This is a genomic window from Synechococcus sp. TAK9802 (assembly GCF_014279535.1).
Classification (GTDB): domain Bacteria; phylum Cyanobacteriota; class Cyanobacteriia; order PCC-6307; family Cyanobiaceae; genus Parasynechococcus.
The window spans coordinates 2084612-2098164 of record NZ_CP047937.1 but is presented as its reverse complement, the minus strand read 5'-3'; the positions used below and the strand labels follow the sequence as shown (position 1 = coordinate 2098164).

Below are 13553 nucleotides of genomic sequence, written 5' to 3'. Positions count from 1 at the left end.
GTGGAGCAGACCCTGCCCTCAACGGCCTCCTTCAGCGGATTCCAAGCCATTTGTGGCTTTGCAGGCTGAGGCGCCATTGGGCGTGTTGACGCACATGCTCCACAGCCAGGGCTTCTCCGATGCTGCTCTCCCAGCCCGGCTGCAGCAGCCGCTCTGTGTCGTCCTCGCACTTGGATGCCATGGCTGCAGCGAAGCTGATGTCTTCCGGGCCATGCACCACAACTTTCAGCTCATGGCAGGCCTGCAAAAGCTCTTGCCGTGGGGGGCGGTGGCGTTTTGGCGAGAGGGTGATCCAATCGAAGCGTCCGCTCAGCGGATCCACCCCGCTGGTTTCCAGATGCAGGGGGAGACCGCATCGCGCATCGAGGCTCTGGGTGAGGGGCTGCAGATCGTGATGCAGCGGTTCTCCACCGGTGATCACAACGAAGCTGGCTCCCGCTTCAGCAGCCATCTGGGCGGCATCAGCCAAGGCATCGATGGGCTGCTCAGGGTGCCCTTGGGCTGGCCATGAGTGCTTGGTGTCGCACCAGGGACAGCCCACGGTGCAGCCGGCGAGCCGAATGAAAAATGCACTGCGTCCGGCATGGTGGCCCTCTCCCTGCAGGGAATGGAATGTCTCCACCACCGGGAGACGCTGGGAGTCAGCCATCGACGCGGTTCATGGGATCGCAATGTCCCCCTGTTGACGCAGGGCTTGAGCCGGTGAATCCGGAAGGCGTTGTTGGGCCGCTTCGATCAATCCCCGGAACAACGGATGGGGTTGTCCAGGCCGGGATAGGAATTCGGGGTGGTACTGGCAGGCGGTGAAGAACGGATGCCCTTTTAGTTCGATCAACTCCACCAGGCGTCCATCCGGGGACGTGCCGCTCACCACATATCCGGATTCCAGGAAAAGATTCCGATAGGAGTTGTTGAATTCGTAGCGGTGGCGGTGGCGCTCGTAGACCACCTCGTCTCCGTAGAGCCTCTGGGCGAGGGTTCCCGGCGCAATCCTGCAAGGGTAGACCCCCAGGCGCATCGTGCCGCCCAGGTCGACCACGTCCTGCTGTTCCGGCAGCAGGTGAATCACGGGATGGGGCGTGTTTTCGTTTAATTCAGCACTGGTGGCCTCGGTGAGGCCGGCCTGGTTGCGAGCCCACTCGATCACTGCGGTTTGCATCCCAAGACAGAGCCCAAGGAAGGGCACCCGTTGTTCCCGGGCCCAGCGAATCGCTGCAATCTTTCCATCGACGCCACGGTTGCCGAAGCCACCGGGCACGACGACGGCGTCCATTCCGCGCAGGAGTGCATCGGCGCCGTCCGCTTCAATCTGTTCGGCGCAGACCCAGTGCAGGTCGAGGGAGGCATCCTGGGCAATGCAGGCATGCTGCAGCGCTTCCACGACGGAGAGATAGGCGTCGTTCAGCTGCACGTACTTGCCCACCAGGGCAACCTTCACCGATGGGCCGGGATTGCGCAGCTTGTTGACCAGTTGTTCCCATGCCGCCATGTCGCTGTCATGGTCAGTCAGGTTCAGCACGTCCAGCACTTCACGGCACAGACCCTCCTGCTCAAGGATCAGCGGCACGGCATAGATGCTGTCGGCATCCAGAGAGGGAATCACGGCGCGGGTGGGTACCCCGCAGAAGCCGCCGATTTTCCGCTTGAGATCGTCGCTGATGTCGCGATCACTGCGGCAGACGAGCACATCCGGCTGGATGCCGATCGAACGCAGTTCCTTGACCGAGTGTTGTGTGGGCTTGGTTTTGAGTTCGCCGGAGGTGCCGATGAAGGGCAGCAGGGTGACGTGGATGTAGGCCAGGTCGTTGCGACCCACGTCCTCCCGGAATTCACGGATGGCTTCGAGGAAGGGCAGTGATTCGATATCACCCACGGTGCCGCCGATTTCCGTGATCACCACATCGGCATTGCTGTTGGAGGCAACCCGGTGGATGCGCTCGCGGATCTCGCCGGTGATGTGGGGAATCACCTGAACGGTGCCGCCATCGTAGTCGCCGCGGCGCTCCTTGTTGATCACCGATTGGTAGATCGAGCCGGTGGTCACGCTGTTCAGGCGTGACATCGCCGTGTCGGTGAAGCGCTCGTAATGGCCCAGGTCGAGATCGGTTTCGGCGCCGTCTTCCGTGACGAAGACCTCACCATGCTGGAACGGGCTCATCGTCCCGGGATCCACATTCAGGTAGGGATCCAGCTTGAGAATCGAAACGTTGTAGCCCCGTGACTTCAGCAACCGGCCGAGGCTCGCCGCCACGATTCCCTTGCCAATGCTGGACACCACACCACCGGTGATGAAGACGAATTTGGCCATGACCTGCCGGGCGACTCTTCAAATTAGCTGGCGTCGGTCATGGGCTCCAGGGGGAACCGGTGTTTTAGGAATCCAGGCCCTGGATGTAATCCCGGACTTTGCTGCGTCGTTGGGGTTGCCGCAGTTTGAGCAGGGCGCGGGTTTCGATCTGACGAACGCGCTCCCTTGAGAGTTTCAGCTCCTCCCCGATCTGGGCCAGGGTCTGGGGCGTGTCGTCCTCCAATCCGAAGCGCCGGCGCAGGACAGCGGCCTCCCGACTGGTGAGTTCATCCAGGAGATCCTCCAGATCGTTGTGGAGTTCGTCGTGGGTGAGGGTCTGCTCCGGGGTGGCATGGCCGTCCTCGATCAGATCCCCAAGCTGGGTGTCCTGTTCGCGGCCGACACGGGTGTCCAGAGACACTGAGCGGGGCACCCGGGCCAGGGTCTGGCGCACGGTGTCTTCACTGATGCCCAATTCGCGCGCCAGATCCGCGATCGAGGCAATGCGTCCTTCGTTGCTTGCAATCTCCTGCTGGACCCGTTTGATCCGGTTCAGTTTTTCGGTGACGTGAACGGGCAAACGGATCGTGCGGCTCTGGGTGGCGATGGCCCGGGTGATGCCCTGGCGGATCCACCAGTAGGCGTAGGTGCTGAACCGGAAACCACGGGTGGGATCGAACTTTTCCACGGCCCGCTCCAGCCCGAGCGTTCCCTCCTGGACCAGATCCAGGATTTCCATGCCCCGCTGCTGGTACTTCTTGGCCACCGCCACCACCAGGCGCAGGTTGGCCTGAATCATGTGGTCTTTGGCTCGCCGCCCGTTGCGGAGGGCCAGCTTCAGATCCTTAGCCTCCAGCTGGGCCTGCTCGGCCCAGGCCTGATAGCCCAGGTCAATCCGCTGCTGCAACTCGGGCAAGGGCAGTCCTGCCGCCCGGGCCCATTCCTGCTTGGTTGGCCAGTGGCTGTGCTGGTTGGCTTCCCGGCGTTGCAGTTCTTCGAGACGGTGCAGTTCACCGATGGCGGCATCGCTCTCAGCCAGCTCCCGTTGCTGGAGCAGCAGTGCTTCACGGCGCTGCACCAAGCGGGCCAGGGTGACCTCCTCCTCATTGGTGAGCAGGTCGACCCGGCCGATGTCCTGGAGATAAAGCCGCAGCAGATCCGTTGTGCCGCTGCTGCGGCGCTCACGGGTCCCCCCGGTCCGTCGGGGCTTGCTGGGCAAAAGCTGGCCTTGTGAAGTCCAACTTCAGGGTTCCTCGCCGTTGGCCGCGGTGCGACAAATGCGCTGATTCCCTTCGGGATCTGCTCAGCCCAGTAGCCGCCTTCAGTCTTCCTGGTCGGGCTCAACCCAGGTGCTGGCCACGTGCAGTTCCTCCAGCTGCTTGTCGGCAACGCCCCCTGGGGCACTGGTCATCAGGCAGCGGGCCTGCTGGGTCTTGGGGAAGGCAATGGTGTCGCGGATCGACTCCTCTCCGGCCAGCAGCATCACCATCCGGTCCACACCGAAGGCCAGGCCGCCGTGGGGCGGTGCGCCCACATCAAGAGCGTCCATCAGGAAGCCGAACTGCTCCTGGGCCTCCTCGAGAGGCAATCCAACCGTCTGCAACACCTGGCGCTGCAGGGCGGAGTCATGGATGCGCAGGGAGCCGCCGCCGAGCTCAAGGCCATTGAGCACAAGGTCGTAAGCCTGGGCCCGGGCTCCGGGCAGGGTGTCGGCCCACTTCGATGCGTCGCTGCCGAGATCCTCCGCATTGGGGGCGCAGAAGGGGTGGTGCAGAGCCTCGTAACGGTTCTCGTCGCTGTTGAACTCGAACATCGGGAAGTCCACCACCCAGAGGAAGTTCCACTGGTCGTTGTCCCGGTCGGCCTTCACCATGCCCAGCTCCTTGGCCAGGTACTGGCGCACCCGGTCGAGGGCCTTGTTCACCGTGGCGGTGTCGCCGGCACCGAACAGCAGCAGGGTGCCGGGTTCCGCACCGGTGCGGCTGAGCAGCTCCTGCTTCTGCTCATCGCTGAGGTTGTCCTTGATGGCGCCGATCGTGTCGATCTCACCGCCGTCGCGCACCCGGATGAAGGCCAGGCCACCGGCACCAGCTTTCTGTGCCTCGCTGAACACATCGCCGCCGGGCTTGATCCGCACGTTGCTCACCGCATCGTTGCCGCCGGGCACCGCGATGCACTTCACCGCGCCGCCGGACTTCACGGCGCCACTGAACACCTTGAAGCCCATGTCCTTGACGATGTCGCTCACGTTGGTGAGCTCCATGCCGTAGCGGGTGTCGGGTCGGTCGGTGCCGTAGCGCTCCATGGCGTCATGCCAGGTCATGCGTGGGAAGGGCCGCGGCAGTTCGATGCCCTTCACGGCCTTCCAGATGGCGCAAATCAGTGATTCGTTCAGCTCGAGGATCTGCTCCTGATCCATGAAGCTCATCTCGATGTCCAGCTGGGTGAATTCCGGCTGGCGATCGGCCCGCAGGTCTTCGTCGCGGAAACAGCGGGCCACCTGGTAGTACCGCTCGATGCCGCCCACCATCAGCAGCTGCTTGAACAACTGGGGGGACTGGGGCAAAGCGAACCATTCGCCGCCGCAGACCCGGCTGGGCAGCACGTAATCGCGGGCGCCTTCCGGCGTGGAGCGGGTCAGCACCGGGGTCTCCACCTCGATGAAGCCTGCGTCCTCCAGGAAGCGACGGGCGGCCTGGATGGTCTGGGCCCGCAGCCGCAGGTTGTCGTTCATGCGCTTGCGGCGCAGATCCAGATAGCGGTGGCGCAGCCGCAGTTCTTCGCGGGTGTTCTCCTCGTCGTGCACCGACACGGGGAAGGGCAGATTGCCTTTCACGCTGTTCAGCACGGTGATGCCGCTGGCGAGCACTTCCACGGCCCCCGTCGCCAGCTTGTCGTTCAGGGAGTCGCCGGGTCGGGCTCGGACTTTCCCTTCAACCTGCAGCACGGTTTCGCTGCGCAGATGCTCGGCGACGGCGAAGGCGTCGGCGCCCAGATCCGGGTCCACCGTGATCTGCACCGTGCCGCTGCGGTCCCGCAGGTCGATGAAAATCACCCCGCCGTGATCACGGCGTCGATCCACCCAGCCGCACAGTTGCACCTGCTGATCAATGTTCTGTTCGCGCAGGTCGCCGCAACCGTTGCTGCGCATGGGATGTCTCAACTAGAGAAGAGCGAGTTTCCCACAGCAGCGGTGAGCTTCAGGCGCGTTTGTAGAAGGGCTTGCGAACGACCGTTGCCGGCTGGGCCTTGCCGCGGATCTCAACGCTCAGTTTGGTGCCGAGCTTGCCGAGGGACGGCGGCACGTAGGCCAGGGCGATCGCTTCTTCCAAGGTGGGTGACCAGGTGCCGCTGGTGACAATGCCCACCGTCTCTCCGTTGTGCATCACGGGGTAGTCGTGGCGAGCGATGGCACGACCCTGCAGCTTGAGCCCCACCAGGCGTTTGGCCGGGCCGGATTCCACCGCCTGCTCCAGCGCCTGTCGGCCCACAAAATCCACGGGCATTTCCAGGTGCACGAGCCAACCCAACCCGGCCTCGAAGGGATTGGTTTTGTCGTTCATGTCCTGGCCGTAAAGGTGCATGGCGGCCTCCAGCCGCAAGGTGTCCCGTGCCCCCAGGCCGCAGGGGGTGACACCGCGATCGAGCAAAAGCTGCCAGAGCTTCCGTCCGTCGTCGGCGTTGAGCAGGAGCTCGGCACCGTCTTCGCCGGTATAGCCCGTGCGAGCACTGAAGACCGGTTGGCTCAGGCCCTCGAGGTTGAGCATCCGGTGGCCGAAGCGGGGCAAGCCGCTGAGGTCTTCGCCGCTCAGCTCCTGCAGCAAACCCATGGCCTTAGGGCCCTGCAGAGCGAGCAGCACTCCGTCCTTTTTGATGTCGGTCACCCTCAGGCCAGCGGGCTCCATCTGTTCACGGATCCAGGCGGTGTCGCTGTCGGCGCAGGCGGCATTGATCACCAGCACCAGCGCACCCCGTTCGGCATCAATGGCACCGCAGTCGTAAACGATGAGGTCGTCGCGAATGCCGCCGCGCTCGTTCAGCAGAACCGAGTAGCAGGCTTCGCCGGGACCGATGCGGTGCAGGTCGCTGGGGATCAGCTTTTGCAGCGCATCCTTGGGATTGGCACCTTCGAGGCGCAGCACTCCCATGTGGGAAATATCGAACATGCCGACCCGTTCGCGAACGGCCTTGTGCTCCTGGATCAGGCCGCTGAACTGAACCGGCATCTCCCAGCCTGCAAACGGCACCATGCGGCCCCCGGCGCTACGGCAGGACTCGAACAGGGGAGTGCGCTGCAGGGACATGGGGGCGGCCGATGAGAAGCGCATTCTTATGGAGGGCTTCACGATCCGGAAGGGAACCCGGAAATTTGCCCCTGTCCATGGTCCGTTTCGCAGACCGTCACTAGCTTGAGCGCGTTTCCGGAGCGCTTGTTTGGCTGCGAGCTCCTGCTGTCGCAGTTGTCAGTACTGCACCCTGCCGGCAGGTGCGAAGGGGTGGTGCCGTCTGCGCCGGTTGGAGGTGCATGCCGAGATTGCAGATCTGATGGTCTGTCACCACTGGACCCCCCGTTCCCCCAATCTTCTGGCTCTGCAGAGCAGCGGTGTTGGAGAGCGTCAGCTGGAGCTGGATCGCAGCTTGACGTGAGCCTGGATCCATCCACGTCTCCGCCATTGCTGATGGCCTCCACCGGATGAACGCGGGATACTGCAGCCAACCCCCGTTGTTGCCTTGTCCGCCTCAGCTCCGCTGACTCCTTTGGAACTGATCCAGGAACAGCCTGAGGTGGATCGCCTGACCCTTCCCACCGGCGCAACTGTTTTCAGTGCCGGTGAGCCTGTGCAGTTCATCCATGTGATTGAACGGGGATGGATGGAACTGAGCAGTGGTCCGTTGAACCGCATTCGCTTTGGTGCCGGTGAATTGTTTTTCTATGAGGATCTGGTGGATGGCGCCGAGTGTCACAGCCGTGATGCCACAGCGGTGACGCCTGTTTCGTTGTTCCGCCTGAGCCGCTCCAATTTTCTGGCGCTCATCCATCGGCACCCAACGCTGGTGCTGCAATTGCTCAGCAAGCAGCACAGCCGTTTGCGGCAGCAGCGGGCTGATGCCCGTCACTTCTATTGATCGCCACCCAGGAGCAGCAGCAGGCTGCGGGTCACCTTGGCGGCCAGCACGGAGCTGATGCCACTGGTGTCGAGTTGTGGGGCCAGTTCCACCACATCGGCCGCCACCAGGTGATGCTCTCGAAGCATCCCGATCAGGCTGGCGAAGTCAGACCAGTTGTAACCACCGGGTTCCGGTGTGCCGGTTCCAGGCAGAACGGCGGGGTCAAACCAGTCCAGATCGATGGTGAGATAGATGGGTTTCCCCTGCAAGGGAGCGAGGGCCTGTTGAAGGGCGTCGACGCTGGGCATCAGCCGGCCGCTCTCGTGCAGTTCGCTGAATTCCTCCCGCGTGCCACTGCGGATCGCGAGTTGAAACAGCGTCTGGCTGGGAAGAACCTCCAAACAGCGGCGCATGGCGCAGGCATGGCTGTGGCGGGCCCCCAGCCAGCTGTCCCTGAGGTCGGCATGGGCATCCAGCTGCACCAGCACCAGGTCGGGGTGGCGTTGTGCCACAGCCTCCACGGCACCTGAGCTGATCGAATGCTCCCCGCCCAGCATCAGGGGCCTGAGCCCCAGGCTGAGCACGGCTTCGGTCGCCTGCTTCACCTTGGTGAGAACGGGCTCAGGGTTGCCGAAGGGAATCTCAACGGCACCAAGATCCGCAAAGTCGAGATCCTCCAGATCCAGGTTGAGTTGCGGGCAATAGGTCTCCAGGCCAGCGCTCACCTCTCGGATGGCGGCGGGGCCGAAGCGGGTGCCAGGGCGAAAGGAGGTGGTGCCGTCATACGGCACACCAAACAGACCAACGCGGCAGTCGGCAGGGTTGCGACGGGATCCCATGAAAATGGTTCCGTTGCTGTCAAACAAACTGTCGAAAAGCCCACTCGGCGGTTGTGCGGTCATGGCTGCAGCTCCCGTTCGACGAAGGCGGGGATGGCGTCCATGGCCCCCCGCTGCCAACGCGGGGACCAGATCTCGCAGCCTGCGGCGATGGCCTCGCTGCGCTCTGGGTCTGGAGTGCGGTAACGGGGTGTTGTCATCGCAGCGAAGGTCCAGCTCCACCAGCCGCTGGGGTACATCGGCACCCAGCCATAGAGCGGGTCGGCATGGTCAAACACCTCGCGTAACAGGCGCACCATGGCGATGTGGACATCGCGGAAGGCTTCCGGAGATTCGCTCTGCGTGCCGAACACGCCCCCGGGCTTCAGCAGCCGTCGGCAGTTTTCAAAGAAGGCGCGATTGAACAGGCCTTCGGCGGGTCCGGCGGGATCAGAGCCATCCACCAAGACAACGTCATAGCTCTGGTCCTCAGCCTCAGCGGCCCAGGCGATGCCATCGCCCACCGTGAGCTGGAACCGCGGATCAGACCAGGCGGATCCGCCGATGTCGGGAAGGTGTTCCCGGCTGAGTTCCACCACACGCCCGTCAATCTCCACCATGTCCAGCCGCTGGACGCCTGGGTGGCGCAGGCATTCCCGTGCGGTGCCGCCGTCCCCGCCTCCGATCACCAGAATCCGCTCGATTGAGCTGGCGCTGCATAGGGCTGGGTGCACCAAGGCCTCGTGGTAGTGGCGTTCCTGCTGTTCCGCTGTCATCCAACAGCCATCCAGGAGCAGCCCCCGCCCGTAGCGCTCACTGCGAATCACGCTGATCCGCTGGAACGGACTGGTCTCCTCGACCAGCACCTCTCCCTTCAATCCATAGCGGACGCCGCGGTGTTCTTCGTCAATCCAGCTGCTCATGGGCTGCGGTGGGCATCTCTCCAGCTAAGGACCCGGTGGGGCTGTTCCCAAACACCAGATGTGGTGCTCTTGGGATTGACGAACGCAAGATGTGGAGGTCGAATGTGCTTGGTTGGGGAGTTGCTGTGGAAGAGGGCAGCTCCAAAGCCTTTTTCGTCAGATCAAGGCTTTTGTTTTATCGATAGGGATCAGGGTTGGTGCAGGTGCTCTCTCTTCGAAGCATCAACCTGGTGGGAGCATCCTGTTGTTCTTGAGCCAGGAGATGGCTGGTGCAAGACCTGGTGGTGAACGAGCGGTTGACCATTCCGTCCAGGGAGCTGCGCTGGCGGTTCAGCCGCTCATCCGGCCCCGGCGGGCAGGGGGTCAACACCACCGATTCCCGTGTGGAATTGCTTCTGGATCTAGCGAACTGTTCCTGTCTGGGTCCATTTCGCCGCGCCCGATTGCTGGAGCATTTCCAGACCCGTTTGGTGGAGGGCTGCCTACGGGTTGTGGTCGCAGAAGAACGCTCCCAATGGCAGAACCGACAGAAGGCTCTGCATCGCATGGGGGAGCTGCTGCGGGAGGGCTTGCAGCCAGCACCGCGTGCCCGAAAGGCCACCCGGCCGGGTCGTGGTGCCGTGAAGCGGCGGTTGGACACCAAGAAAAAGCGTGGTGACCTCAAGCGTCAACGGCGCAGTCGGCCCTCCCTGGACGATTAATCGGATCCAGAGGAGGGCGAGTGTTCCGCTCGGATCGCCGCTTTGGCCTGTTTCCAGAGGGCTTCCAATTCGTTGATGCTGCGGCCCTGCAGATTCCCTTCCAGGGCAGCTTCAACGCGGGAGAAGCGGTCGAGGAAGCGTTGATTCGTGCCGGCGAGGCCTTCTTCGGGTTCGATTTGGCACCAACGGGCCACATTCACCAGGGTGAACAGCAGATCGCCCAGTTCCTCCTGGGCATGGCCTTTGTCGCCGTTGGCCACCGCCTCCTTGAGTTCTTCCAGCTCCTCATGGACCTTCTCCCAGACGCCGGCCATGTCATCCCACTCGAAGCCGGCTTTGGCCGCTTTCTTGGAGATGGTCATGGCTCCAGCCAGGGCCGGCAGGCCCCGCACCTTGGCTCTGAGCCGGTCGCTGAGGGGGCTGGAGGAGCCCGCCAGGGCCTCGGCCTGCTCCTCGAGCTTGATGGCCTCCCAGCTGCGTCGCACCTCGTCACTGGTGCTGGCGACGGCATCGCCGAACACATGGGGGTGACGGCGGATCAGTTTGTCGCTGATGCCATCGGCAATCGCATCCAGATCAAAGCGCTTCTGCTCCCGAGCGATCTGGGCATGCAGCACCACCTGCAGCAGCAGATCCCCCAGCTCCTCCTTCATCTCGGCATCGCTGCCCTGGCGGATCGCATCGGCCACTTCATGGGCCTCTTCCAGCACGTAGGGCACCAGCGAGGCATGGGTCTGCTCCAGATCCCAGGGACAGCCCGTTGTTGGATCCCTGAGTTGGGCCACAACATCGATCAGTCGCTGGATGGCGTCAGAAGGAGCGTTGGCCATGCCGGGGCAACAACTGGGGCAACGCCCACCTTCTCATCGCTGTCGTTTCTTCGACCATTCCTGGGGCCAGGGGTCGCCATCGAGGATCAGGTGGATCCAGGCACTGCCCTCCAAACCCACAAGCAGAGAGATGAACTCCCGTGGGTGCTGATGCATCAGTTGCTGGAGCGTCGTCAGCAGCACCGCTGGTGAGAGTGTTGGAACCGCCATGCTCACGATCAGGCACCAGGTGAGCAGCACCGCCAGGCGCGCGGTTGTTCCCAGCAGAGGACCATGGGACCAGAGCGAGCGATGGGGAATCAGCAGGCGGTAGGGCCACCAGAGAAAGCCGAGGGCTCCCCAGCGCCGCAGCGCATTGGAGCGGGTATCGAGGTCTGGGGACAGCCATAAACCGCCAGCCAGGCAGCTGGCGGCGGCGGTTAAGGCTGCAGCCCATCCCAGCACCAAGCCCACAGCGATCCCGAGCGGGAGGCTCAGAACCCAGATGCTCTGGTCGTGGCGGTGACCCGTTGCCAAGCCTTCGGAGCTGCTGTGCGTCCCCAAGCTGACGCGTTAGGGCAGAATCTGCCCGGTGGGGCGATTAGCTCAGCGGTAGAGCACCTCCCTTACAAGGAGATTGTCACAGGTTCGATCCCCGTATCGCCCATCCTTCAAATCCCGCTTCTCAACTGGTCTTCCCGCTTTGAGCGGGGAGGCCGTTTTTCTTGATTGTTATCTAGGTGTGCTCCAAATCGTGCTCCAAATCGTCCTATCATTGAGGGCCTAAAAGCTCGCTCCACAAGTGGCTTTCATGAGTGGATCGGTTATGCCACGAGCCACAGCAACGGAGATAGCGGAGCGTGTTGAACACCTCCAAGGAATGATCCTGGCCGGGCAGTCCAACACGGTTTGTCTCACTTTTGCGCGACAAACGTGGGGGATCTCACGGTCGCAGGGCTACCGGTTGCTGAAGAAGGCGTGGGCCCAGATCAAGGACGACATCAATGAGAGCGGCATCGACCGGCAGGAGCTGCTGTCGTGGTCAATCCAAACGCTGATGGCCGCGGCTGGGCAGGCGATGCAGCAGAAGAACCCTGGTGCCGTGGTGAGCGCCATCCGCCAGCTCGATCACATGACTGGCACTGGGTACAACTCCCACCGCGGCCAAGGCGTACGCCGTCGATCCTGAAATCTGCTGGATGTGTTTCAACTCCTGGAGCAAACAACGATCGAAGAGTTGGCCTTATTGCATTGCATGCCGTTAGCTTCAGCTTCCTTGGTGACTTTGTCGATACGCGCTCCCACCCTGCTGCCGCCCGCGGCAATGAGCTTTCCACCGACTTCTATGGGTACGTTCGGTGCGGGCAACACGATCCACTCATACTGGTCTATTGGACCGTAGTCGTACTCGATCTGACGAATGGTTAAACGACCAGCCATATGGGAGACATAGTTGCGCATAGCTAGAACTGAAGCTCCATCGGGAATCACCCGCTTTGCCTGCTGGAAGTGCATCGCCTCCTGCATGCGAGGTAGATAGCGAGTGCTGTAGTAACCGATTCGGCCGTAGGCAAATAACGCAGTTGTGGCGAGCAGTGCTGTGATCGCCACAATGCGTTTTGCATGTAGCCGCATCGAGGTTGGCGCTGTACCTATGGAATCGATACAACCTGCGATCAGAAAAGCAAGAATTCCAACGGAGTAGTGGTGATTTAGCTCTCGCTGAATGCCGGAGGCTGAGATCAGATTCGTGAGATAGATCGGGCTGGCACCCAGTCATGCCGGCCAAGAACGCAGCCGGAACAATGCAAGGAACGGAAGCGAAAGGCCGACCGTGTAAAGCAAGATTGATTCGGGGGACGCTTCACTAAAGACCGTCCATGGTTTGGAAAGCAAAGTGATGATGATCTCCAGCTTGCTGCCGCCGAGATAGCCCAAACGAAGATTTATGTAATCGCCGCCTGCAGAGGCCATCTTTGAGGCGATCAGCCACCATGCCAAGGAGATGCCTGCGGTAATTCCGGCTCGGGTCCGTTGACCCCGTGCCAATGCATAAAGAGCCAAGCCAAACCCGAAGAGAGCTTGAGCACTCTTGGCAAAAAGGCTCAACAGCAAGGAGGCGTAATAGAGCCAGCGGCGCTTCTGCGTTGTTTCTGTGATTGCGAGCAGCATCAGCGGCAGGGTGAGCACCTCTACGTGAAACTCACCCCGATTCACAAGAAAGCTACAAGGGTTAAAAATGATGGCGATCATCAGGGCCCAGATGAGCTGAGGCGCGATATTCCTGCGACGACACAATTCTGCGCTTAAGGCCGTCAGCGATCCCAGTGCTAGTCACTGCAGCGCAAGAAGCGTGTAAGCATTTGGCAGCAGTTTATAAATGAGCGAGATCGGCAGCAGAAGCAGCGCAAAGTGGTCTTGCAGTGGCGTGATGTCACGCAGGCTGCTGATGGTTTTGATATGTCCGTTTGCGATCAGCCAGTTGAACTGCTCGAAGATGCCCAAATCCCAACCCTGTGTTCCCAGCAGAAAGTGCTGAATTGCGGTGCTGCCGAAAAGCACAGTTGTGTAGATGATCGTAAGGATCAGAAAAGGGCGCCGAGTAACAGGCAGTTGGGAGTGAATTTCCAAGCTGTGCTTCAGCAACTTATTGCAAGTTTGAAGTAAGCATGATCTGATCCAGACAATGTGGCAGCCCTGGCCAGAGCCAACCCTGGACGCGAAATCCGACTCAAGGGTTACGACGAACGCCCCAGCCTCAACTGGTATGCCGAACAACGCATTGAGCGCTTCAAAGGTGGCCCAGGCCACCATCTCACCGACAAGCCGCAGAAGGACTGCATCACCGAAGGCCGTGCCGGGAGATGGACCTTGGCCAACTGTCGGTAGCCTGAGCCCGACTGGAG

The 13553-nt window shown here is 61.9% G+C and carries 14 protein-coding genes, 1 tRNA gene and 1 pseudogene; 6 read left to right on the top strand and 10 right to left on the bottom strand.

What is annotated here, in order from left to right; genetic code table 11:
• Positions 1-31: 31 nt before the first annotated feature.
• The 5 genes from SynTAK9802_RS11990 to gcvT all read right to left on the bottom strand — a co-directional run bounded on the left by SynTAK9802_RS11990 (position 32) and on the right by gcvT (position 6591).
• On the bottom strand, positions 32-649 hold the full coding sequence (locus tag SynTAK9802_RS11990) for a 7-carboxy-7-deazaguanine synthase QueE (RefSeq protein WP_186496478.1): 618 nt from the start codon (positions 647-649) through the stop codon (positions 32-34).
• A gap of 9 nt (positions 650-658) precedes the next feature.
• A complete protein-coding gene (locus SynTAK9802_RS11985; protein WP_186496476.1) occupies positions 659-2308 on the bottom strand; it encodes a CTP synthase in 1650 nt (549 codons plus the stop codon).
• 64 nt (positions 2309-2372) lie between these two features.
• Positions 2373-3506 carry an RpoD/SigA family RNA polymerase sigma factor gene (locus SynTAK9802_RS11980; RefSeq protein ID WP_114988733.1) on the bottom strand — a complete coding sequence of 378 codons (1134 nt, stop codon included), beginning with the start codon at positions 3504-3506 and terminating at the stop codon, positions 2373-2375.
• A 102-nt stretch (positions 3507-3608) separates the two neighbouring features.
• Positions 3609-5438 carry an aspartate--tRNA ligase gene (gene aspS, locus SynTAK9802_RS11975; protein WP_186496474.1) on the bottom strand — a complete coding sequence of 610 codons (1830 nt, stop codon included), beginning with the start codon at positions 5436-5438 and terminating at the stop codon, positions 3609-3611.
• 49 nt (positions 5439-5487) lie between these two features.
• A complete protein-coding gene (gene gcvT, locus SynTAK9802_RS11970) occupies positions 5488-6591 on the bottom strand; it encodes a glycine cleavage system aminomethyltransferase GcvT (protein ID WP_186496472.1) in 1104 nt (367 codons plus the stop codon).
• Positions 6592-6721: 130 nt separating this feature from the next.
• On the opposite strand from gcvT, the gene SynTAK9802_RS11965 reads away from it, so the two are divergent.
• A complete protein-coding gene (locus SynTAK9802_RS11965) occupies positions 6722-6934 on the top strand; it encodes a hypothetical protein (protein WP_186496470.1) in 213 nt (70 codons plus the stop codon).
• A gap of 84 nt (positions 6935-7018) precedes the next feature.
• Complete coding sequence (locus tag SynTAK9802_RS11960; protein WP_186496468.1) at positions 7019-7414, top strand: cyclic nucleotide-binding domain-containing protein; 396 nt, start codon at positions 7019-7021, stop codon at positions 7412-7414.
• On the opposite strand, the gene speB is transcribed toward SynTAK9802_RS11960, so the two are convergent.
• Both speB and speE read right to left on the bottom strand, forming a co-directional pair.
• A complete protein-coding gene (gene speB, locus SynTAK9802_RS11955) occupies positions 7408-8298 on the bottom strand; it encodes an agmatinase (RefSeq protein WP_186496466.1) in 891 nt (296 codons plus the stop codon). The genes SynTAK9802_RS11960 and speB overlap by 7 nt on opposite strands.
• Complete coding sequence (gene speE / locus SynTAK9802_RS11950) at positions 8295-9137, bottom strand: polyamine aminopropyltransferase (RefSeq protein ID WP_186496465.1); 843 nt, start codon at positions 9135-9137, stop codon at positions 8295-8297. Before speE ends, speB begins: the two co-directional genes overlap by 4 nt.
• Before the next feature lie 269 nt (positions 9138-9406).
• Between speE and arfB the strand changes: the two genes are divergently transcribed.
• On the top strand, positions 9407-9838 hold the full coding sequence (gene arfB, locus SynTAK9802_RS11945; protein ID WP_115009815.1) for an alternative ribosome rescue aminoacyl-tRNA hydrolase ArfB: 432 nt from the start codon (positions 9407-9409) through the stop codon (positions 9836-9838).
• Here arfB and mazG read toward each other — a convergent pair.
• Positions 9835-10668, bottom strand: coding sequence for a nucleoside triphosphate pyrophosphohydrolase (gene mazG, locus SynTAK9802_RS11940; protein WP_186496464.1), 834 nt, complete (start codon positions 10666-10668; stop codon positions 9835-9837). The two genes, arfB and mazG, sit on opposite strands and share 4 nt — an antisense overlap.
• A gap of 33 nt (positions 10669-10701) precedes the next feature.
• Positions 10702-11184, bottom strand: coding sequence for a metal-binding protein (locus SynTAK9802_RS11935; protein ID WP_186496463.1), 483 nt, complete (start codon positions 11182-11184; stop codon positions 10702-10704).
• 58 nt (positions 11185-11242) lie between these two features.
• Here SynTAK9802_RS11935 and SynTAK9802_RS11930 point away from each other — a divergent pair.
• Positions 11243-11314, top strand: a tRNA-Val gene (locus SynTAK9802_RS11930).
• A gap of 159 nt (positions 11315-11473) precedes the next feature.
• The gene (locus SynTAK9802_RS11925; protein WP_186496462.1) at positions 11474-11836 is read left to right on the top strand and encodes a hypothetical protein; all 363 of its coding nucleotides are present in this window, start codon (positions 11474-11476) and stop codon (positions 11834-11836) included.
• Positions 11837-11853: 17 nt separating this feature from the next.
• Here the strand turns inward: SynTAK9802_RS11925 and SynTAK9802_RS11920 are convergent.
• Positions 11854-13209: pseudogene (locus SynTAK9802_RS11920) on the bottom strand (DUF2079 domain-containing protein).
• Positions 13210-13335: 126 nt separating this feature from the next.
• Between SynTAK9802_RS11920 and SynTAK9802_RS11915 the strand changes: the two are divergent.
• The gene (locus SynTAK9802_RS11915; RefSeq protein ID WP_255487768.1) at positions 13336-13536 is read left to right on the top strand and encodes a hypothetical protein; all 201 of its coding nucleotides are present in this window, start codon (positions 13336-13338) and stop codon (positions 13534-13536) included.
• Positions 13537-13553 lie beyond the last annotated feature (17 nt).

Excerpts from the sequence above, each read along its gene's own strand:
- gcvT (WP_186496472.1), bottom strand. The coding sequence starts at position 6,591 with ATGTCCCTGCAGCGCACTCCCCTGTTCGAGTCCTGCCGTAGCGCCGGG.
- mazG (WP_186496464.1), bottom strand. The coding sequence starts at position 10,668 with ATGGCCAACGCTCCTTCTGACGCCATCCAGCGACTGATCGATGTTGTG.
- speB (WP_186496466.1), bottom strand. The coding sequence starts at position 8,298 with ATGACCGCACAACCGCCGAGTGGGCTTTTCGACAGTTTGTTTGACAGC.
- SynTAK9802_RS11985 (WP_186496476.1), bottom strand. The coding sequence starts at position 2,308 with ATGGCCAAATTCGTCTTCATCACCGGTGGTGTGGTGTCCAGCATTGGC.
- SynTAK9802_RS11990 (WP_186496478.1), bottom strand. The coding sequence starts at position 649 with ATGGCTGACTCCCAGCGTCTCCCGGTGGTGGAGACATTCCATTCCCTG.
- aspS (WP_186496474.1), bottom strand. The coding sequence starts at position 5,438 with ATGCGCAGCAACGGTTGCGGCGACCTGCGCGAACAGAACATTGATCAG.
- SynTAK9802_RS11925 (WP_186496462.1), top strand. The coding sequence starts at position 11,474 with ATGCCACGAGCCACAGCAACGGAGATAGCGGAGCGTGTTGAACACCTC.
- speE (WP_186496465.1), bottom strand. The coding sequence starts at position 9,137 with ATGAGCAGCTGGATTGACGAAGAACACCGCGGCGTCCGCTATGGATTG.